The sequence below is a fragment of the Rhizobium sp. ERR 1071 genome (assembly GCF_007828675.1).
GTDB lineage: Bacteria > Pseudomonadota > Alphaproteobacteria > Rhizobiales > Rhizobiaceae > Rhizobium > Rhizobium dioscoreae.
In genome coordinates this window covers 227,132-245,590 of sequence record NZ_VITM01000001.1, presented here as the reverse complement: position 1 = coordinate 245,590, position 18,459 = coordinate 227,132, and the positions used below count along the sequence as shown (strand labels likewise).

Below are 18,459 nucleotides of genomic sequence, written 5' to 3'. Positions count from 1 at the left end.
GGAAAGTTATCGAATGCTGTCGAAACCAGCTCAAATCGTTTGAAAAATGCTTACCCGGAAAATAAGTCGGATTGCGCGAGCGTTTATGACGCTTGCGGATCAACGATCCAGTTGAGAACTTTGCGCCAATCGGTCATGCGGACGGGCGTCCCATGATTGCCGGTCTCGAAAAGCGTGAAGCGTGTCGGATAATGCGCTTTGAAAAGCTTCTCAAACAGGGCCTGCTGATCCGCAGCCGCATAGACCGGATCCTTGCTGCCATGCGTGAACCAGAGCGGCAGCTTTGCCTTGTAGAAGGCGCTCTTGGTGAAATCCGGATCGGTAACGCCGCTCAGGATCGCCATGCCCTTCAGGCGCTTGACGCTCTCGGCATCGCGGGTAATGCCCCAGCAAATGAAGCTGCCCATGGAAGCGCAGGTGAGGATGACGGGCTTGCCGGCGGATTGCTGGTAAGAGTAGCGGATGAGCGCGGCGATATCGGCAACTCCGTTGCTGTCGAAACCTCTGACGCTCGGTGCGTAATACGTGCCGCCGTTGCGATAGGCCAGGTTCTTCAGCCGGTTGAAATTGCCGCCGAACGTATAGTCGTTGGAGCCGAGCCGGCGGTCGCCGCCGCGGCCATGGATAAAGATCACGGTAAATGCCTGTTGCGATGCCGGACCTATGCGGGTGACATCAACCTTGCGGTCGCCGATCTCAAGCGTCTCGTCTTCCTGGGCTTTCCAGCGCACGCCGGTATCGACATAGGCCGGCTTGACGCGCTTTTCCGGAATCTGGTCGCGGCCGTTGATATCTCGCATTTCCTGGTAATCGATCGTCTGGAACGCGCCGTTGTCGTGGCTTTCGATGACCGTCTGATTGGAAAACAGCTCGTCCTTGAACGGCTTCAACATATCTGCAGAGGCGGTCTGCCCCGTCGCCAGAAGCAAAATGGCCGAGATTGCGGGCAGGATAGGCAAATGAGCTGTGGACATTCGCATGCGGATACTTCCTCAAATCAGCCATCGGGGTTGCCATTCGTCACTCGGCAACGCAAATCTCATTCATGAATCTTCCCCGTCACGGGGCGCCATCGCTCTTGTGCGCCGTTTCTGGCAGAATCACGATGATTCGCGAATAGCGGCGACAAATGCGATATTAAAGGGGTTTGGCCCCTCCAGGACAAATCTAGTAGCTCGAAGTTCTATGGATAACAGCAACGATCTCTTCTCCGGCCTCCCCCGCTCGCCGAAACCGGAAGCAGCGGAAAAGCCGGCCGCAAAGCCGGAAAAACCAGCCGCCGCGCCAGCACAGCGCCCGGCTCCGACGACTTCGTCGTCAGAGGAATATGGCGCAAGCTCAATCCGTGTTCTCGAGGGGCTCGAGCCCGTCCGCATGCGTCCCGGCATGTATATCGGCGGCACGGACGAGAAGGCATTGCACCACCTTTTCGCCGAAGTCATCGACAATTCCATGGACGAGGCGGTGGCCGGCCACGCCAATTTCATCGAGGTCTATCTCGATCGGGAAGGTTATCTGACCGTCACGGATAACGGGCGTGGTATCCCCGTGGAAAACCATCCGCAGGTGCCTGGCAAGTCGACGCTCGAAGTCATCATGACCAAGCTGCATGCCGGCGGCAAATTCGACGGCAAGGCCTATGAGACCTCGGGCGGTCTGCATGGCGTCGGCGTGTCCGTCGTCAATGCGCTGTCGGATGATCTGGAAGTCGAAGTCGCCCGCAACCGCAAGCTCTATCGCCAGCGCTTCTCGCGCGGCCTGCCGATTGGCGGTTTGGAAGAACTGGGTGACGTGCATAATCGCCGCGGCACGCGCGTCCGCTTCCATCCCGATCCGCAGATCTTCGGCGATCACGCCCGCTTCGATCCGGCCCGCGTTTTCCGCATGGCCCGTTCCAAGGCCTATCTGTTCGGCGGCGTCGAAATCCGCTGGGGCTGCGATCCCGAGCTTGCGCCGGAAGACGCCGATGTTCCGGAAAAGGCGGTCTTCCATTTCCCGGGCGGTCTTAAGGATTATCTTAAGGCGACGATGGGCAACGAGTTCACTGTCACCCGCGAGATCTTTGCCGGCAAGTCGGAAAAGGAAAGCGGCCACGGCTCGCTCGAATGGGCGATCACATGGTATGGCGGCGACCCGCAGATCCATTCCTATTGCAATACGATTCCGACTCCTGAAGGCGGCACGCACGAGGCGGGCCTCCGCATCGCCTTGACCAAGGGCCTGAAGAGCTACGCCGATCTCACCCAAAACAAGCGTGCGGCCAATATCACGACGGATGACGTGATGATTTCCGGCGTCGGCATGCTGTCGATCTTCATCCGCGAGCCGGAATTCGTCGGCCAGACGAAGGACAAGCTCGCGACGGTCGAAGCCCAGCGCATCGTCGAAAACGCACTGCGCGACCCTTTCGATCACTATCTTGCCGACAATCCGGCCGAAGCTGAAAAGCTGCTGGAATGGGTGATCGAGCGCTCCGAGGAGCGCCTGCGGCGGCGCAAGGAAAAGGAAGTCAACCGCAAGACGGCCGTGCGCAAGCTGCGCCTTCCGGGCAAGCTGGCGGATTGCTCGCAGAGCGCAGCGGAAGGTGCCGAACTTTTCCTCGTGGAGGGCGATTCGGCAGGCGGCTCGGCCAAGCAGGCACGAAACCGCACCAACCAGGCAATCCTGCCGCTACGCGGCAAGATTCTGAACGTCGCCAGCGCCGGCCGGGAGAAACTGTCGGCCAACCAGCAGATCACCGATCTCGTCCAGGCGCTCGGCTGCGGCACCCGCACGAAATATCGCGAGGAAGACCTTCGCTATCAGCGCATCGTCGTGATGACCGATGCCGACGTCGACGGCGCTCACATAGCTTCGTTGCTCATCACCTTCTTCTATCAGGAGATGCCGGAGCTGATCCGTCAGGGCCACCTCTTCCTGGCCGTCCCGCCGCTCTACAAGATCACGCAGGGCTCGAAATCCATTTATGCCCGCGACGACGCCCACCGGCAGGAGCTGATGGCGACGGAGTTCAAGGGCAAAGGCAAGGTTGAGATCAGCCGCTTCAAAGGTCTGGGCGAAATGTTGCCGGCCCAACTCAAGGAGACCACGATGGATCCGGCCAAGCGCACGCTGCTGCGCGTCGAGATCGATGAAGTCGATTTCGAGGGAACGCGCGACGCCGTCGACAATCTGATGGGAACCAAGGCCGATGCTCGCTTCCGCTTCATTCAGGAGCGGGCCGCCTTCGCCGAGGATCTCGATATCTGACGGTGAACCAACCGCAGAGCGGATTTGTTGATCTGCCCACCGATAACGGTTTCAATTCGACGCAGAAAACTCGGTGTTTTGCGTTCAAGATGCTCCGTGGCCTTACTTACGGCGTGTAGAACAGTCGTGCTATTGTCATGACGGCTGAATAAGAAGCTTGAAGCCGTTGCTCTTGAAACGGCCTAGATCATACCCCATAACCGGATGATCTAGTAAATAGGGGCGAAGTAAGACCGGTGGGTGTATTTGAACGTCATAAGCCAAAGGAACACCGGTGGCTAGGGCCGAGCGCGCATGCGCGCATGCCTTTGATCCCATCCATTTCCGCGGCACGCTGGTTGCTGATTCTGATTGCCATTGCCGGCATTTATTTCTTTTATGGCTTTCTCGTTCCGGTTCTGGCCGCAGCGGTGATCGGCTTCGCCACTTGGCCGCTCTATAGCGATATCGTGCGGCGAACGGGCGGGAATACGACAGTTGCCGCCACCATCGCTATTGCATTCATCGTGACCTTTCTGGTTCTCCCGATCGTTCTTTCCGCCCTCTATATGGCTGGAGAAGTACGCGACTGGTTCGGCTGGGCAATCCATGTAAACCGTGACGGTGCGCCGCCACCGCAATGGATTCTGGCTTTGCCGGTCGTCGGTGCGTGGCTCGGCGAGCAATGGACGCAATATGTTGGCAGCCCGGGCTCGCTCGGTGAGCTGGCGCAGCTCGTCAGCGGCGCCCATATCGGCAATATCTACAGGGCAGTGCTCGCAGCAGGCGGTGGCGCCTTCCACGTCGTCTTGACCTTGCTCTTCATGCTGATTGCATTATTCTTCATCTATCGCGACGGTGCGACCTTCGTTCGTCAGGTCGATCTTCTCGGCGAACGTATTCTTCCCAATCGCTGGGAACGGATCTCCCGAGTCGTGCCGGCGACGATCAGCTCGACCGTGATGGGCATGACGCTGATCGCCATCGGCGAAGGTATCGTTCTCGGTGTGGCTTATTGGATTGCCGGCGCTCCTTCGGCCATCACGCTGGGCGTACTGACGGGCGTCATGGCTTTGGTACCGGGCGGTGCTCCACTCTCGATGTCGCTCGTTTCGATCTATCTCGTGGCCAGCGGCTCGCTTTGGGCGGGTATCGCCCTCTTTCTCTGGGGCACGATCGAGCTTTTCATTGTCGATAAAACGCTTCGTCCCAAGCTTGTCGGCGGTCCGATCAAGCTGCCGTTCCTCCCCACCTTCTTCGGTCTGGTGGGAGGCGTAAAGACCATGGGCTTCCTCGGGCTCTTCATCGGTCCGGTGCTGATGGCCATCATCGTTGCCATCTGGCGCGAGTGGATTCGCGAAGCCGAATTGACCGAGGAACAGCACGCGCAGGAACCCGAACTGCAGCTGCATGTTCGGGACGCTGCCGAAGGCTGATTGCTCAGCTGGTTTGTTCCAGCCGTTTTTCCATGAACAGGCTGAGCGGGTCGGGCTGATAGCTGCCGAATGCGGGAATTTCGAGATATCCGAATTTCCGGTATAAGCCGATCGCTTCCGGCTGATATATGCCAGTTTCAAGCCGCACCGCGGAAAGGCCTTTTTCGAGCGCTGCCGCTTCGAGCGTCTCCATGAGCTTGCGCGCGACACTGCGGCCTCTGGCGATCGGATCGACGAACATGCGCTTGATCTCCGCTGTACCGTCGCCGGCTTCCACCAAGGCGCAACATCCGACGATCGCGCCCTCTACCCTGGCAACCCAGAAGGTCACCTCGGCCTTCTCCAGCGAAGACAGATCGAGCATATGGTTGCTCTCCGCCGGATAGAGCGATTCCGCATAGGCGCTCGACATGTCGAGAAGGCGGATAACCCCCTCCTGACGCGGGGATTCGATAGCAATCGTCAGTGACAAGATGAACCTCTGAGGGATAGAATGCCCGCTGGATATCACGCGGCGGCGAGCGTCGCCAGTGCGGCAAAGCTCCGCGCAGTTTGCCGTTTCTCGGCATTGGCAAGCTTCTCGACCATGTCGAGCAACTGCGTTGCCGCGGCGGGGGCTGGCTCCGCAAGGTGGAACTTGCGCATCAATCGCGAAGACACATCTTCCAGCATCGCACTGCCGTTCTTGCGGGAGGATTCGCGCCATATCATCGTCGCTTCGACGAAGATCGTGCTGATATCCCGAGGCAGTCCGGCGCTTTCGTAAAGCGCCCGCAGGGCATGGGCGCGCCCCCTGGAAACGATCGAGCGCACGCGCCGTTCATCGCATCCGGAAAGATTGGTGATCGCGCAGGCAAAGAAATCGACCTTGCCGGAACATAGCGCATGCATCAGGAACGCCGGCGTCAGCCAGCCGCCCTGCCTGAGATGCTCGACCAAATCGGGCAATTGCTCGTGCTGTGCCGTTCCCGCGATCGTGACAGTTGCGGATTCGGTCGCTTCACGCGTTACCTGTTGCAGCCTGGAGCTGCCGACGAAGCTCTGGACGAGCGCCGATTCCAAAAGCGCGTTGCTGACCTGGCGCATCAGCAGGTGCCTGATATCTGAGGACAAGATGTCTCGTGAAAGCAGCAGTCCGCGTATGTCGGCGCAGTCACCCATGCGCTCGGCGATGCGTTTGAGCGAGGCCTGCGAAAGCAAGGCACCATCATTCTCGAGCAGACACAGAATTTCAGCCTCGCCGCCGATCTCGGCAAGTGCAGCGCAGACCGCACGTGGCACCTCGCCGCGAGACGCGATCAACACCCGCGTCACATCGCTACCCCGCAATGCGAGATCGACGAGGTCGGCATCGGTGAACACGGGCGAAAATAGGATGATCTGCCCGGCGATTTCAGGCTGATCCTCGGCTAAAGACAGGATGACGTTCCGCGGGGCGGTGGCCGAATGCGCGACCGCCTCAGCAAGCGCCAGCCGCACGCGGGGAGACGGGTCGTCGAGCAGATAGGTCATTGCCATCTCGGCAGCCGCGCGCTCGTCCTTCGGCATCTCCGACTGCAGATAGGCCCTGCCGAGTGCATTGGCCGCCCGCGTCCTGCTTTCTGCCTTGGCGGTCTCAGCCCAGCGAAGGAATGCTTCTATGATCACGTAACGCCCCGATATCAACGGGGCGATTCTTGCCCCGCAAATTCATATGCTTCACGTTATCGGGCAAAGGTTTACGGGACGTTTACCTTGCTTATTAACCTTTCGCCTACCAGCACGAGTGGCGCCCATCAGGGCGCCTTTGGCCTGATCATCTCGAAGACGTCACTGCCCTCGCTATAATCCATGTAGCCCATGCGCGCGATGGGACGCACCAGCGCCATGTCCAGCCTGCCGTCGCGAATGATCGTCTCGTCGATATGGATACCGACGACCTGGCCGATGACCATGATATTTTCCGATACCTCGCCATTGAGACCCTTGGGCTGCAGGGTTTCAGTTACCCGGCATTCGAGCACGGCAAAGGCCTCGGCAACATAGGGGGCATCGATCAGCTCGCCAGGTTTTGCGGTTAGTCCGGCAAGTTCGAATTCATTGACGCCATAGGGAACGGCAACGGAAGAATGGTTCATCTTCTCCACGATATGGCGACTGACGAGGTTGGCCGTAAAGACGCCGGTTTCCTCGACATTGCGCACGCTGTCCTTTCGACCGGCGGAAGAAAACATCACCAACTTCGGCCGATCGCTGACGGCGTTGAAGAAGGAATAGGGCGAGAGGTTCAGCGAACCATCCCTGCCCTTGCTGCCGATCCAGCCGATCGGCCGCGGCGCCACGATCGCCTTGAACGGATCATGCGCCAGCCCATGACGATTGGTATCCGTCGTATAAAACATCACGCGTCCTCGCCGCCGACCCATGTTACCGTTTCCGATAATTCCGGGCGTGGGCGTTCGACCGGCGGAAAGCTTGTCGAACCGATATGGATGAAGCCGGCGACCTTTTCGCCAGGCTGGACACCGAGCAACGGATAGGCGCGCTCGTCAAAGGCAAACCATTCGGTCAGCCAGTTGGAGACCCAGCCATGGGCATTGGCCGCAATCAGCAGGTTCATGCAAAGCGCGCCGGCCGACATCAGCTGTTCCCATTCCGGGATCTTAAAATGCGGCGCCGCCTTGCTGACGACCGCGATGACCACAGGGGCACGGGTGAAACGAGTGCGTTCGACCTGAATCATCTCCTCCGATAGGTCAGGCTTAGCTTCCAGTGCAAGCTTCAATAGCTCTTCACCGATGCGAGCGCGTTCCTCGCCGCGATAGACGATAAAGCGCCACGGTGCGAGCTTGCCGTGGTCCGGCACACGCGAGGCCAACCGGAGAATCTCCTCGATCTCAGGCTTGTCCGGTCCCGGCTCCGACATCTGGAACGCAGGGATGGATCGGCGCACCGCGAGATAGTCGACCAGCTTGATATCGGTTTTCATTGAGGAACTGCCTTCATTTTGGCTTGTGGTATGATGAGGTCTTGAATTTGCCACCGCATTGGTTTTGAAGTGGCGTGTGTTTTATCGGAAGTCAATCGGTTGGTATCCATGTCAGGCATTTCATCCGCTCGCCGATTGAGCGCGGCTTTCGCAATGCTTGCGAGCATGAGTGCCGCCGCCTCGGCACAGGATGCCTTCAAGGAATTCAAGCAGCTCGACGGCAGCGTCAAGATGCCGAAGCTCAATGCTTTCGTGGCCCCGAATGGCGAGAATTCGCCTGCGCGCACATTGCGCGACGTTTCCCTCGAAGCCAAACTCACGCCCCAGAGCGGCCCCCAGCAGCAGGGCCTTGCCTGGTACGTTTTCAGCCCGATAGCGGGAGCAGACGGCAAACTGCCGCTGGTTGCCAGCTCGCGCGGAGGCTCGGCTTCCTTTCACCTTTTGCCGGGCGATTACTTCGTCAATGTCTCCTTCGGCCGCGCCGGTGTCACCAAGCGGTTGAGCGTGCCTGAAAGCGGCGAGGCCCAGAAGCAGACGATGGTTCTCGACGCCGGCGGCATGGTCTTGAATGCCGTATCCGGCCCCGATGTCCGTATTCCTCCGAACGAACTGAGCTTCTCGATCTATTCGAGCGAAACCAAGGAGGACGGCGAACGCGGCCTCGTCATGGACGACGTCAAGCCGAACACGCTGGTTGGCCTCAGTGCCGGCACCTATCACGTCGTTTCCGAATATGGCGAGGTCAATGCCGTCATCCGCGCCGATATCCAGGTGGAAGCCGGCAAGGTGACCGAGGCGACCATTCAACACAGGGCGGCAAAGCTCACGTTCAAGCTGGTCTCGGATGCCGGCGGCGAGGCGATCGCCGATACGGCCTGGTCGATCCTGACGGCAGCGGGCGATATCGTTGGCGAAAGCGTCAGTGCATTTCCGACCATGGTGCTTGCGGAAGGCCGCTACACCGCCGTTGCCCGCAACAAGGACAAGATCTATCAGCGCGATTTCACGGTCGCCGCCGGTATGAATACGGATGTGGAAGTGCTGATGAAGCAGCAGCAGCCGCAGGATGCCGATACCGAACAGTCGGCCCGGCAGCTGCCGATCCAGATGCCGCCGATGCGCCAGAGCCAGACGCCGCCGGCCACGACCAACCAGCAACCGCTGCCCACCTATGAACAATTGGCGCCTGCCGCTGGTGGCGACGACGGCGATAGCATGGATTGACAGCGGAGCCCCGCGTTTAATCACCGGCTGGCGCTATCAATGCAGTCATCGCTCGGTGATGAGAAGCTCGAAACCCTTTCCGCTCACCCGGCCTTACGCCGCAGCATCTTTCTAGGGGGTGCCATGGAGAAGACCGCTCCATAGAGCTTCGTCAGCAGGTCCTTGCGGTCACTGCCCTCGCTGAGGGCCTCCCAGCTCCTGGGAGCACCGATATGCGCTGTTATGGTGCTGCCGGAGAGACGCCGGAATTCACGGATCAGCAGCGAGATGCGCAAAGTCATCGAGATGCGGCTCGCCAGATGGAACAGCCTGCCGTTCTGTCCTTCGAAATAGATGGGAATGACGCTCGCACGCGCGGCCTGGATGAGTTTTGCCGGGAATATCTTCCAAGGCAGATCCTCTGCCCGGCCGAAACCCTTCTTGGCGGTTGCAACGCCACCGGCAGGAAAGACGATGATCGTTGTGCCTTCCTTTAAGAGGCGAACAGCCTCATGCCGGGTCTTCATATTGATCGCCATCGCTTCCTTGGTCTCCTCGAAGGAGACCGGCAGCGAATAGTCGTGCATCTCAGGCACCTTCAGCAATTCGTTATTGATCAGAACCTTGAAGGGCCGCCCCAGTTGCTCGGCAAGCGCCAGCACCGCAATGCCGTCGCCGATGCCATAGGGGTGATTGGCCACAATGACGATCGGCGCCTCGGGGATCTGGTTCGGCGGCCACTCGCCTTTGATGAGCAGGCGCACATCGATGAGATCAAGCATCTTGCCGAAAACCCGCTCGCTCTTGCCGACGATATCGGTGCGCCAGATATCGTAGAGCCGGGCATAACGGTCTCGGCCGGAAAGGCCTTCGATGGAGCGGATGAACCAGCGCTTGATCCGCGTGTCCCGTTCGTTTGCGTAGGATAATTCTTTGAATTCCAAGTGCGCGACGGGGCTGCCCCGCTCCTATGGTCTCAGTTGCGTCACATGTTGCAGCCACAGCAACGCGTTGATTCATCAATTATATGAAAGTCGTATGTCAGTTCTCTGACGGCACCCTGAAGGTGCCGCCAGATATCGGTCGGCCGTCAGGCGGCCTTGGCCCGCCTTGCTTCGCGCTTGCGCAGAATGTCCGGCGGCGTTGCTTCCAGCGAAAGCGATGCGATCGCTTCGTCCAGCGACATCGAGGTCTGCGACTGGCTGCCGAGGCGGCGGATGTTGACCGAACGCTCTTCGGCTTCCTTCTTGCCGCAGACGATGATCACCGGAACCTTCGTCACCGAATGCTCGCGGATCTTGTAATTGATCTTCTCGTTGCGGAAGTCGGTCTCGACATCGAGGCCGGCGTCGCGCAGCGCTTCCGCTACTTCTTCGCCGTAGGCATCGGCTTCCGAGGTAATCGTCGCCACGACGACCTGCAGCGGCGAGACCCAGAGCGGCATATGGCCGGCAAAGTTCTCGATCAGGATGCCGAGGAAGCGCTCCATCGAGCCGCAGATGGCGCGGTGGATCATCACCGGCTGCGTCTTTTCGGAGTGCTGGTCGATGTAGAACGCGCCGAAGCGCTCCGGCAGGTTGAAGTCGACCTGCGTCGTGCCGCATTGCCATTCACGGCCGATGGCATCCTTGAGCGTATATTCGAACTTCGGGCCGTAGAAAGCGCCCTCGCCCGGCAGAATGCCGGTCTTGATGCGGCCTTCGGACTGCGCCTCGATCGTTTTCAGCACGTCCATCATCACGCTCTCGGCGCGATCCCAGAGCTCGTCCGAACCGACGCGCTTGTCGGGGCGAGTCGAAAGCTTGACGACGATCTCCTTGAAGCCGAAGTCCTCATAGACCGACAGGATAAGATCGTTGATCTTCAGGCACTCAGCCGCCATCTGCTCGTCGGTGCAGAAGATGTGTGCATCGTCCTGCGTGAAGCCGCGCACGCGCATCAAACCATGGAGCGCGCCCGAAGGCTCGTAGCGATGCACGGCCCCGAATTCCGCAAGGCGGATCGGCAGTTCGCGATAAGACTTCAAGCCATGCTTGAAGATCTGGATGTGGCCGGGGCAGTTCATCGGCTTCAGCGCAAAGACGCGGTCATCATCGGTGTCGTCGCCGGCAACGGTGACCTTGAACATGTTGTCGCGATACCAGCCCCAGTGACCCGAGGTCTCCCAAAGCGACTTGTCGAGCACCTGCGGCGCGTTGACTTCCTGATAATCGCCCTGCAGCCGCCGGCGCATATAGGACACCAGCGTCTGGAACATGCGCCAGCCCTTGCCGTGCCAGAAGACGACGCCGGGGCCTTCTTCCTGGAAATGGAACAGGTCCATTTCGCGGCCGAGACGGCGGTGATCGCGTTTTTCGGCTTCGGCGAGGATGTGCAGATAGTTGTCGAGATCCGCCTGTTCAGCGAATGCCGTGCCATAGATGCGGGTCAGCATCGGGTTGTTGCTGTCCCCACGCCAATAGGCGCCGGCGACCTTCATCAGCTTGAAGGCATTGCCGATCTGGCCCGTCGAAGCCATGTGCGGACCGCGGCACAGGTCGAACCAGTCACCCTGGTAATAGATCTTCAGATCCTGACCTTCCGGAATGGCATCGACCAGTTCCACCTTGTAGCGCTCGCCCTTGGCGGCAAAGACTTCCCTCGCCTTCTCGCGTGACCAGATCTCCTTGGTGAACGGCTTGTTGCGCTGGATGATCTCGCGCATCCGCTTCTCGATGACAGGAAGATCATCGGGTGTGAAGGGCTCGTTCTTGGCGAAATCGTAGTAAAAGCCGTTTTCGATGACCGGACCGATGGTCACTTGCGTTCCCGGCCAAAGCTCCTGTACGGCTTCGGCAAGCACGTGCGCGGTGTCGTGGCGGATGAGCTCCAACGCGCGATCATCCGAGCGGGTGATGATCTCGATCTTGCCGTCGGTCACCGGATCGGAAAGATCGCGGACGGTACCGTCAAGCGCGATGGCGACAGCTTTCTTGGCAAGCGACTTGGAAATAGATTCGGCGACATCGCGACCGGTCGTGCCGGCAGCGAAGCTGCGCACGGAACCATCGGGAAATGTCAGGGAAACGGATTGGGACATCGATATTCTCCTTGTCCAGTCCCGCCAACGAATGCGGGTGGTTTCGAAAGATAGGGACCAAGTAAATGCGTAACTTAAGTCCGCGCGCCTGATAGCTGTATTTCGCGATCTAGTAAAGGAAAAGCGGCGCTAGGCCCGGATCATCTCGGCCAAACCGCGCACGGTGTTCCAGTTTCGCATCGTTCCGATGCCGAGCCGTTTTGTCGTCAAAGCCGGTAGCATTTTCGTCTCGCTGGCCTTGAGGCCGAAATCGATCCATAAATCGCCATCGACAACGGCCATGGGTTCGTCCTGCCGGTATTTCGCAAGCACATCGAGAATTTCGGGTTCGAGTGGCTGCCGCATCACCCGAACGATGACCTCGCTGCCGATCCCGTCGAGAAAGGGATTGCCGTCGGCGAGCCTCAGCCATCTATCGGCATCGCGGACGATGATATCGACATGCTTGCCGAAAGCCGTAGCAAAACCTGCCTCAAGCTGTGCCTCGACCGATGCGATTGGCTGCGGCTCGGCTTCGAAAACAAGATTGCCGGTCGCAACAAGCGTTCGGGCATTGCGAAAGCCCAAACTCTCCGCCATGGCCTTGAGATCGGACATGATAACTCTGCGGCCTGGGCCAAGGACTATGCTGTAGAGCAGCGCGACATAGACTGCCAACGGTCAGGCAGCCTTTTGCCCAAGGCGGAAATAGCGCCAGGGCGTCCACCAATGATAGCGGCGCTCCAGCTCGCCGGGCACCGGATCGAGCCCGCTCGTCCCACCCGGTCCGCAGCGGGAGACGCGAAACAACGTCATCCAGCCGCCAGCCCAAAGTCCGTGGCGCGCTACCGCCTCATAGCCATATTCCGAGCAGGTCGGGATGTGGCGGCAGGAGTTGCCAATGAAGCCGGAAAGCGTCAGTTGATAAAGGCGAATGAGGCCCATGCCGAGGAGCCGGTCCGGTGTTTTGCGGAAAGGTCCGGCATAATTGCGCGACTTCATCGCCATCTCGCCGCCTAGTGATGCATCGCGCCGCGCGCGCTTGGAGGGTGCAGCACCGCCCTCGTCTTCATCGTCGTCCTGCATGAGACAGAATTGGCACATGGTCAGCGCCCGCTCAGACGGCTTCAGCCGTTTTGGCATTTCCGCCTTGACGCGCCGCCTCGATCTGCCCGATCGCGTCCACAACGGCATCGAATGTCAGCATGGTCGAAGCGTGACGGGCCTTGTAATCCCTGACCGGCTTTAGATAGCGCATGTCTTCGAAACGCCCCTCAGGCCCTTCGCCGTCGGCCTTGAGCATGGCGAGCATATCCTCGCGGGCCTTGCGTACTTCATCTACAGTAGCGCCGACCACATGGCGCGCCATGATCGAAGATGACGCCTGGCCGAGCGCACAGGCCTTGACGTCATGGGCAAAATCGGTCACCACATCGCCGTCCATTTTCAGCCAGATTTTTACGCGAGAACCGCACAGTCTGGAATGGGCCTGGGCACTGGCATCGGCGTCAGGAAGACTGCCGATGCGGCCGATATTGCCGGCAAACTCTAGGATTTTGCTGTTGTAGATGTCGTCCATCACAGATTTTGCTCCGATGCACCTGTTCGTGTTTCGTAACAAAAAACACAGCGTGTCCGTTTAGGACACTTTCACAGGGACAATGCCATACTATATGTATGTCGTTCGAAGACCATCGAAATGCAATGGTCTTCTGTAAGTTTGATGGGAAACCGTGCAGGACGGCAGGCTTGTCCGCCAGCCAGAACGCCCCGGAGCCCGCCAAAGGTACAAAATCTCCGTACCTCGGGGAATGCCAGTGGCGAGTCCGACAAGATGATATCCGCACAGCGGATCAGGAGAACCACAGGTAATGGACGCCATTGTAAAGAATTTTCCGCAAGTCACTGATTCCGAACGCCCGTCGCAGCAGGAAGCTGAAGACGCAATCCGCGTTCTCCTTCGCTGGGCCGGTGATGATCCGCGTCGCGAAGGCCTGCTCGATACGCCTGCGCGCGTTGCCAAGGCCTATCGCGAGCTGTTCGGCGGCTACGAGCTGAATCCCGAGGATGTGCTCGGCCGCACTTTTGAAGAAGTCTCGGGCTACGACGATATCGTTCTTGAGCGGGACATCCCGTTCTATTCGCATTGCGAACATCATATGGTGCCGATCATCGGCAAGGCGCACGTCGCCTATCTGCCGAGCGGTCGTGTCCTCGGCCTGTCGAAAATCGCCCGTGTCGTCGATATTTTTGCGCGTCGCCTGCAGACGCAGGAAGCCATGACGGCCCAGATCGCCAATGCGATCGACGAGTCCCTGCGTCCGCGCGGCGTCGCCGTGATGATCGACGCCGAACATATGTGCATGTCCATGCGCGGCATAAAGAAGCAGGGTTCCTCGACGCTGACGATGACCTTCACGGGTGCCTTCAAGGCCGATCCGGCCGAGCAGGCTCGTTTCATGTCCTTGGTCCGGGGTCGCTGACCGGGCTTCAACGAAAGAGCCGGAAATGAACCTGATTTTCAATGCTCCTTCCGAAGATAAATCCGAGTTGGAGGATGCAGGCGATTTCACGCCCCGTTTCGACGATCGCGGCCTGATCACCGCGATCGTGACGGATGCGCATGATGGCGAATTGCTGATGGTCGCGCACATGAATGCCGAGGCGCTCGCGCTGACGATCAAGACCGGCACGGCGCATTATTTCAGCCGCTCGCGCGGTAAGATCTGGAAAAAAGGTGAAACCTCCGGAAACCTTCAGACGGTGAAGGAAATCCGAACGGATTGCGATCAGGATGCAATCTGGCTGAAAGTGGAGGTCGCCGGACATGATGCGACGTGCCATACTGGCCGCCGTTCCTGCTTCTACCGAACAGTTGAGCTCGAAGATGGGAAGCCGGTGCTGAGCGTGGTCGACGATCACCTGCATTTCAATCCGGAAGAAGTCTACAAGCAGTAGACCTATCGGTGATGGTGTTTCAACAAGCCACAACCAGTATACGATTTGGAAACGAAAAAGGGACAGTATTTTAGCCGAGGCAAACGGAGCCTCGGAGGAGGCGTAAAAATGCTGAATTGGGGGTTGAATCGTCACATCGGCGGACAGAGCTCGACCGGTTCAGGCCTTACGCAGGATACGTCTACCCCGCTTCTCCCTCCCGCCCCTCCAAAAAAAGTAAAGATTGCCTTGGCGCTTGGCGGTGGTGCTGCGCGTGGCTGGGCGCATATCGGTGTTTTGCGTGCACTCGACGAAGCCGGCATTGCAGTCGGCATGATTGCCGGCACATCGATCGGCGCCCTCGTCGGTGGCTGTTATCTTGCGGGCAAGCTTGACGAACTTGAGGCCTTCGCGCGTTCGCTGACCATGCGGCGCATCGCCAGCCTGCTCGACCTCACCATCGGCGGAAGCGGATTGTTCGGCGGCATGCGGCTCACCAAGCGCATGCAGGAACATCTGGAAGGATTTTCTATCGAAGATCTCGACCGTCCCTTCGTCGCCGTCGCGTCGGAGTTGAACACAGGCCATGAAGTTTGGATTGCCAACGGCTCTCTCATCACTGCACTCAGAGCATCATATGCCCTGCCCGGCATCTTCGAGCCGGTGCGCTCCAACGGTCGCACGCTGGTCGATGGCGCCCTGGTCAATCCGGTGCCGGTTTCGGTCTGCCGAACTTATGAACAGACGTTGGTGGTTGCGGTAAACCTTCACTATGATCTCTATGGTCGGTCCGCAGTGGTCAAGCACAATGTCGGCTCGCCCAACGGCGATCTGCTGCGCCGCGAGGATGCGCCCGCCATGAAACTTGGCATGACGGGTGTCATGGTGCAGGCTTTCAACATAATACAGGACAGAATTGCGCGTGCGCGCCTTGCCGGTGATCCGCCCGATCTGGCGTTGCATCCGCGCCTCAGCGATATCGGCCTTTCGGAATTTCATCGTGCTGGCGAAGCAATAGAACGCGGCTATGAGGAAGCATCGGCAAGATTGACCGAAATCCGGCGCATGCAGGAAGCCTACGCGCGTTAAGCCTTGAAAAACGCAGTAAATCTCTCCGCCGGGGAGACGCTCCGCTAACGCTGCGCAATCGGCGCTTTGCTGGGAATTCAGGCCGTTGCTTACTGCAGGCGATCCACCGCGCCGATTGCCTCGGTCACGCCGAACCGCTTCTTACCCGGCAATATAGGCCTTGATCTGCTCGGCCTCGAGTTCGATCTCACGGATGCGCCATTTGACGACGTCGCCTATGGAGATGATGCCGGAAAGCTTGCCTTTCTCCTCAACGGGAACGTGACGGAAGCGGCGCATCGTCATCAGTTCCATCAATTCGTCGGTCGTCGTATCTTCCTTGCAGCGATGCACCTTGGGCGTCATCATCGATGCGATCGGCTTGTCGAGGCATTCCTGCCCCTGCTTGGCAACAGCATTGACCACATCCCGCTCGGTGAAGATGCCGGAAATCTTGCCGCCCGGTCCGACGACCACGATGGCGCCGATGCGATTCTCATTGAGAATCTTCGCGGCCTCGGCAACGGTCGTATTACCGCCCGTCGTCACGACGTCGCGGCCCTTGGCTTCAAGTATGGCCTTTACGGAAACTGACATTCGATCCTCCCATCTCGAAAGCATGATGAACACCTGAAGCGTCCGATATGTTCCGAAATTACCCCCGGAGCTCAAACCGGCGCCTCGCCCGTCGGTCGGTCGATCTCCTCATCCCACGACCGACGGATAGCAATGGTGCGCCTGTGTCAGTAAGAAAGCAACAGCTCATTCATCGAGTGGTAAAGCTTCCTGAGCTTCCACGGGCGGCTGCCGGTCGAAGGGTGCAAAAAGCAGGAATCCGAACAGAAATCCGCCAATGTGAGCATCCCAGGCCACCGGCTGCGAACTGTCGCCCGCAAGATTGATGCCAAAGGCGACGAGTGCATTACCGGCGACCCACATGACGGTATAGGCGACGACGGTACGGCTTCGAAGCGACTCCAAGATGCTGAGGCGCGGATTGAGATGCGCCTGCCGCATGGAAACTCTGCGACCGTCCATGGCCGGAAACGCAAAGCGGCAAGCTGCCCCCATCAGCGCCGAGACGACTCCGGATGCACCGATCAAAAGCGTCTGGTCTCCCCAATAAAGCGCTGCATGCAGGAAGGCGGAAGCGGCGGACGAAAAAATCCAGAAAATCACATAGCGCAGCGCGCCGATGCGTCGCGCCACGGGCGCAGCAAAGACCATCAGCCAGAGACTGTTGAAGACGATATGCTCGATCCCGCCATGCAGCAGCGAATAGGTGACCGGCGTCCAAAGCCATTCCAGCCCCTGCTGCGACAAGGGAAAGGCATAGCGGGCCGGGATGAAGCTGAATGCGAAATAAATCCAGTTCAACGTATCGTCCGACCACGAGGGCAGGTTCATGACCGCGAAGATGACGATCAGAACAGCAAGACTCGCCAGAATCGCGGGAGGCAGATTGAAGGCGGGCACATGCTGCTGCGGCCGCGGATTTTCCGGCTCTGGGCGCGGCAGCTGTTCATTGTCCATGTCTTGCTCGGCTTATCAATAGAGGTCTTCGACACATACCGCAGCAAAAATCAAAAAAAAAGCCGCCCGCAGTATGGGGCGGCGCGCCGGGATGCTCCTCTCCGGATTGGACCACGCTGGTCCGTCCGGCGCCCGGGAAATTCGTGCTGAAGGTCACTTGGTGAAGTGATGAACAAAGCCTTACACCGACCATCGGGCGGAGCAAGCGAAACCCCTTGTTAACCCTAATGGCCCGGTTCTGGCATGGAATTCGCAACGGTGGAGTCGAGGGCAATGAATGCCTTTGTATTTGAAATGAAATGGGACACGGACGCATTATGCGCCAGAAGACGAGCATCGATATATTTACCTATTGGGAGCATATACGCGGCAACGCTGATGCCCCCTTGCGCAATTTGATACAGCCATCGGCGATCGGACATATTCTTCCCGAGCTGTTCATCCTGGAAAACACCGCCGACGACAATCCCCGCTTCCGTCTGGCCGGTACGGCGATCTGCAACCTCATGGGGCGCGAGATTCGCGGCGAGAATTTCGCGGCGCTCTGGGCTGGCAGCCAGCAGGACGATCCGGTGCACATCGCCGCCGGCGTGATGAGGCACGTGGTTCCCGCATCGATCCATGCAACGGGATATTGCATCAGTGGCCGCAGCATGACCTTCGAGCTGATATTGCTGCCGGTTCGAACATCGAGCGACACTTGCGACAGACTGCTCGGCTGCCTCACGCCCACCGTTTACACGACATGGCTCGGCAATGAGCGCCTGGAATTTCTGGCGCTGGACCGCAGCCGCCTGCTTCGCGACCGCCCCGTCCGGCTCGTGAATGCGCCGCCGCATCCCGATCCGACAGATCTTCTGCCGCATCAGCGAAGCACCAGCCTGGGCGAATGGATGCGCCGAAAGTTAATTCAAGCAAAAAATGGGCGCGAGAGAGCTGGAATTGACCCAGCTCGGAACAAAATCGACGATCATCTCTAAGCCATGCCTTGGGAAAGACAACCTTACTTTAAGGAGTTGCGGCTAATA

General features: G+C 59.0%; 19 protein-coding genes. 7 read left to right on the top strand and 12 right to left on the bottom strand.

Annotated features, from left to right (window positions below; all coding sequences use genetic code 11):
- Positions 1-83 precede the first annotated feature (83 nt).
- Positions 84-980, bottom strand: coding sequence for an alpha/beta fold hydrolase (locus tag FBZ99_RS01180; RefSeq protein ID WP_145631102.1), 897 nt, complete (start codon positions 978-980; stop codon positions 84-86).
- Positions 981-1,185: 205 nt separating this feature from the next.
- On the opposite strand from FBZ99_RS01180, the gene parE reads away from it, so the two are divergent.
- Together parE and FBZ99_RS01170 are read left to right on the top strand one after the other, a co-directional pair.
- Complete coding sequence (gene parE / locus FBZ99_RS01175; protein WP_145631099.1) at positions 1,186-3,249, top strand: DNA topoisomerase IV subunit B; 2,064 nt, start codon at positions 1,186-1,188, stop codon at positions 3,247-3,249.
- 236 nt (positions 3,250-3,485) lie between these two features.
- The gene (locus tag FBZ99_RS01170) at positions 3,486-4,664 is read left to right on the top strand and encodes an AI-2E family transporter (RefSeq protein ID WP_145631097.1); all 1,179 of its coding nucleotides are present in this window, start codon (positions 3,486-3,488) and stop codon (positions 4,662-4,664) included.
- A 4-nt stretch (positions 4,665-4,668) separates the two neighbouring features.
- Here the strand turns inward: FBZ99_RS01170 and FBZ99_RS01165 are convergent, their stop codons facing one another.
- The 4 genes from FBZ99_RS01165 to FBZ99_RS01150 form a co-directional block, all read right to left on the bottom strand.
- Positions 4,669-5,136 carry a GNAT family N-acetyltransferase gene (locus FBZ99_RS01165; RefSeq protein WP_173002447.1) on the bottom strand — a complete coding sequence of 156 codons (468 nt, stop codon included), beginning with the start codon at positions 5,134-5,136 and terminating at the stop codon, positions 4,669-4,671.
- A gap of 35 nt (positions 5,137-5,171) precedes the next feature.
- The gene (locus tag FBZ99_RS01160; RefSeq protein WP_145631787.1) at positions 5,172-6,326 is read right to left on the bottom strand and encodes a DUF2336 domain-containing protein; all 1,155 of its coding nucleotides are present in this window, start codon (positions 6,324-6,326) and stop codon (positions 5,172-5,174) included.
- Between the two features lie 113 nt (positions 6,327-6,439).
- Positions 6,440-7,045 carry a flavin reductase family protein gene (locus FBZ99_RS01155; RefSeq protein ID WP_113330657.1) on the bottom strand — a complete coding sequence of 202 codons (606 nt, stop codon included), beginning with the start codon at positions 7,043-7,045 and terminating at the stop codon, positions 6,440-6,442.
- The gene (locus tag FBZ99_RS01150) at positions 7,045-7,632 is read right to left on the bottom strand and encodes a nitroreductase family protein (RefSeq protein ID WP_145631094.1); all 588 of its coding nucleotides are present in this window, start codon (positions 7,630-7,632) and stop codon (positions 7,045-7,047) included. The genes FBZ99_RS01155 and FBZ99_RS01150 overlap by 1 nt, the downstream gene beginning before the upstream one ends.
- Before the next feature lie 108 nt (positions 7,633-7,740).
- Between FBZ99_RS01150 and FBZ99_RS01145 the strand changes: the two genes are divergently transcribed.
- Positions 7,741-8,856: a hypothetical protein gene (locus FBZ99_RS01145; protein WP_186450268.1), complete on the top strand. Its 1,116-nt coding sequence runs from the start codon at positions 7,741-7,743 to the stop codon at positions 8,854-8,856.
- Positions 8,857-8,939: 83 nt separating this feature from the next.
- On the opposite strand, the gene FBZ99_RS01140 is transcribed toward FBZ99_RS01145, so the two are convergent.
- The 5 genes from FBZ99_RS01140 to FBZ99_RS01120 form a co-directional block, all read right to left on the bottom strand.
- Entirely contained in the window at positions 8,940-9,779 is an 840-nt protein-coding gene (locus tag FBZ99_RS01140; RefSeq protein ID WP_069612228.1) for a lysophospholipid acyltransferase family protein, read from the bottom strand.
- 146 nt (positions 9,780-9,925) lie between these two features.
- Positions 9,926-11,914, bottom strand: a complete 1,989-nt coding sequence (gene thrS / locus FBZ99_RS01135; protein WP_145631092.1) for a threonine--tRNA ligase — start codon at positions 11,912-11,914, stop codon at positions 9,926-9,928.
- Positions 11,915-12,043: 129 nt separating this feature from the next.
- Entirely contained in the window at positions 12,044-12,571 is a 528-nt protein-coding gene (locus tag FBZ99_RS01130; RefSeq protein ID WP_145631090.1) for a DUF1697 domain-containing protein, read from the bottom strand.
- Between the two features lie 3 nt (positions 12,572-12,574).
- Positions 12,575-12,997, bottom strand: coding sequence for a membrane protein insertion efficiency factor YidD (gene yidD, locus FBZ99_RS01125; RefSeq protein ID WP_145631088.1), 423 nt, complete (start codon positions 12,995-12,997; stop codon positions 12,575-12,577).
- 13 nt (positions 12,998-13,010) lie between these two features.
- On the bottom strand, positions 13,011-13,472 hold the full coding sequence (locus tag FBZ99_RS01120; RefSeq protein WP_186450267.1) for an iron-sulfur cluster assembly scaffold protein: 462 nt from the start codon (positions 13,470-13,472) through the stop codon (positions 13,011-13,013).
- Positions 13,473-13,764: 292 nt separating this feature from the next.
- Between FBZ99_RS01120 and folE the strand changes: the two genes are divergently transcribed.
- The 3 genes from folE (at position 13,765) to FBZ99_RS01105 (ending at position 15,919) form a co-directional block, all read left to right on the top strand.
- Complete coding sequence (gene folE, locus FBZ99_RS01115) at positions 13,765-14,376, top strand: GTP cyclohydrolase I FolE (protein ID WP_145317369.1); 612 nt, start codon at positions 13,765-13,767, stop codon at positions 14,374-14,376.
- Positions 14,377-14,401: 25 nt separating this feature from the next.
- Positions 14,402-14,851, top strand: coding sequence for a phosphoribosyl-AMP cyclohydrolase (gene hisI, locus FBZ99_RS01110; RefSeq protein ID WP_112721279.1), 450 nt, complete (start codon positions 14,402-14,404; stop codon positions 14,849-14,851).
- 108 nt (positions 14,852-14,959) lie between these two features.
- Positions 14,960-15,919, top strand: coding sequence for a patatin-like phospholipase family protein (locus FBZ99_RS01105; protein WP_145317366.1), 960 nt, complete (start codon positions 14,960-14,962; stop codon positions 15,917-15,919).
- A gap of 141 nt (positions 15,920-16,060) precedes the next feature.
- Here the strand turns inward: FBZ99_RS01105 and FBZ99_RS01100 are convergent, their stop codons facing one another.
- Both FBZ99_RS01100 and FBZ99_RS01095 read right to left on the bottom strand, forming a co-directional pair.
- Positions 16,061-16,495 carry a CBS domain-containing protein gene (locus FBZ99_RS01100; protein ID WP_145631083.1) on the bottom strand — a complete coding sequence of 145 codons (435 nt, stop codon included), beginning with the start codon at positions 16,493-16,495 and terminating at the stop codon, positions 16,061-16,063.
- 165 nt (positions 16,496-16,660) lie between these two features.
- A complete protein-coding gene (locus FBZ99_RS01095; protein WP_113333848.1) occupies positions 16,661-17,431 on the bottom strand; it encodes a rhomboid family intramembrane serine protease in 771 nt (256 codons plus the stop codon).
- Between the two features lie 317 nt (positions 17,432-17,748).
- Here FBZ99_RS01095 and FBZ99_RS01090 point away from each other — a divergent pair, with 317 nt between their 5' ends.
- Positions 17,749-18,411, top strand: coding sequence for a PAS domain-containing protein (locus FBZ99_RS01090; RefSeq protein WP_233788708.1), 663 nt, complete (start codon positions 17,749-17,751; stop codon positions 18,409-18,411).
- Positions 18,412-18,459: the final 48 nt, after the last annotated feature.

Coding starts and splice junctions, on each gene's coding strand:
- hisI (WP_112721279.1), top strand. CDS start 14,402: ATGAACCTGATTTTCAATGCTCCTTCCGAAGATAAATCCGAGTTGGAG.
- FBZ99_RS01105 (WP_145317366.1), top strand. CDS start 14,960: ATGCTGAATTGGGGGTTGAATCGTCACATCGGCGGACAGAGCTCGACC.
- parE (WP_145631099.1), top strand. CDS start 1,186: ATGGATAACAGCAACGATCTCTTCTCCGGCCTCCCCCGCTCGCCGAAA.
- folE (WP_145317369.1), top strand. CDS start 13,765: ATGGACGCCATTGTAAAGAATTTTCCGCAAGTCACTGATTCCGAACGC.
- FBZ99_RS01180 (WP_145631102.1), bottom strand. CDS start 980: ATGCGAATGTCCACAGCTCATTTGCCTATCCTGCCCGCAATCTCGGCC.
- FBZ99_RS01155 (WP_113330657.1), bottom strand. CDS start 7,045: ATGTTTTATACGACGGATACCAATCGTCATGGGCTGGCGCATGATCCG.
- FBZ99_RS01090 (WP_233788708.1), top strand. CDS start 17,749: ATGCGCCAGAAGACGAGCATCGATATATTTACCTATTGGGAGCATATA.
- thrS (WP_145631092.1), bottom strand. CDS start 11,914: ATGTCCCAATCCGTTTCCCTGACATTTCCCGATGGTTCCGTGCGCAGC.
- FBZ99_RS01100 (WP_145631083.1), bottom strand. CDS start 16,495: ATGTCAGTTTCCGTAAAGGCCATACTTGAAGCCAAGGGCCGCGACGTC.
- FBZ99_RS01095 (WP_113333848.1), bottom strand. CDS start 17,431: ATGGACAATGAACAGCTGCCGCGCCCAGAGCCGGAAAATCCGCGGCCG.
- FBZ99_RS01150 (WP_145631094.1), bottom strand. CDS start 7,632: ATGAAAACCGATATCAAGCTGGTCGACTATCTCGCGGTGCGCCGATCC.
- yidD (WP_145631088.1), bottom strand. CDS start 12,997: ATGTGCCAATTCTGTCTCATGCAGGACGACGATGAAGACGAGGGCGGT.
- FBZ99_RS01145 (WP_186450268.1), top strand. CDS start 7,741: ATGTCAGGCATTTCATCCGCTCGCCGATTGAGCGCGGCTTTCGCAATG.
- FBZ99_RS01120 (WP_186450267.1), bottom strand. CDS start 13,472: ATGGACGACATCTACAACAGCAAAATCCTAGAGTTTGCCGGCAATATC.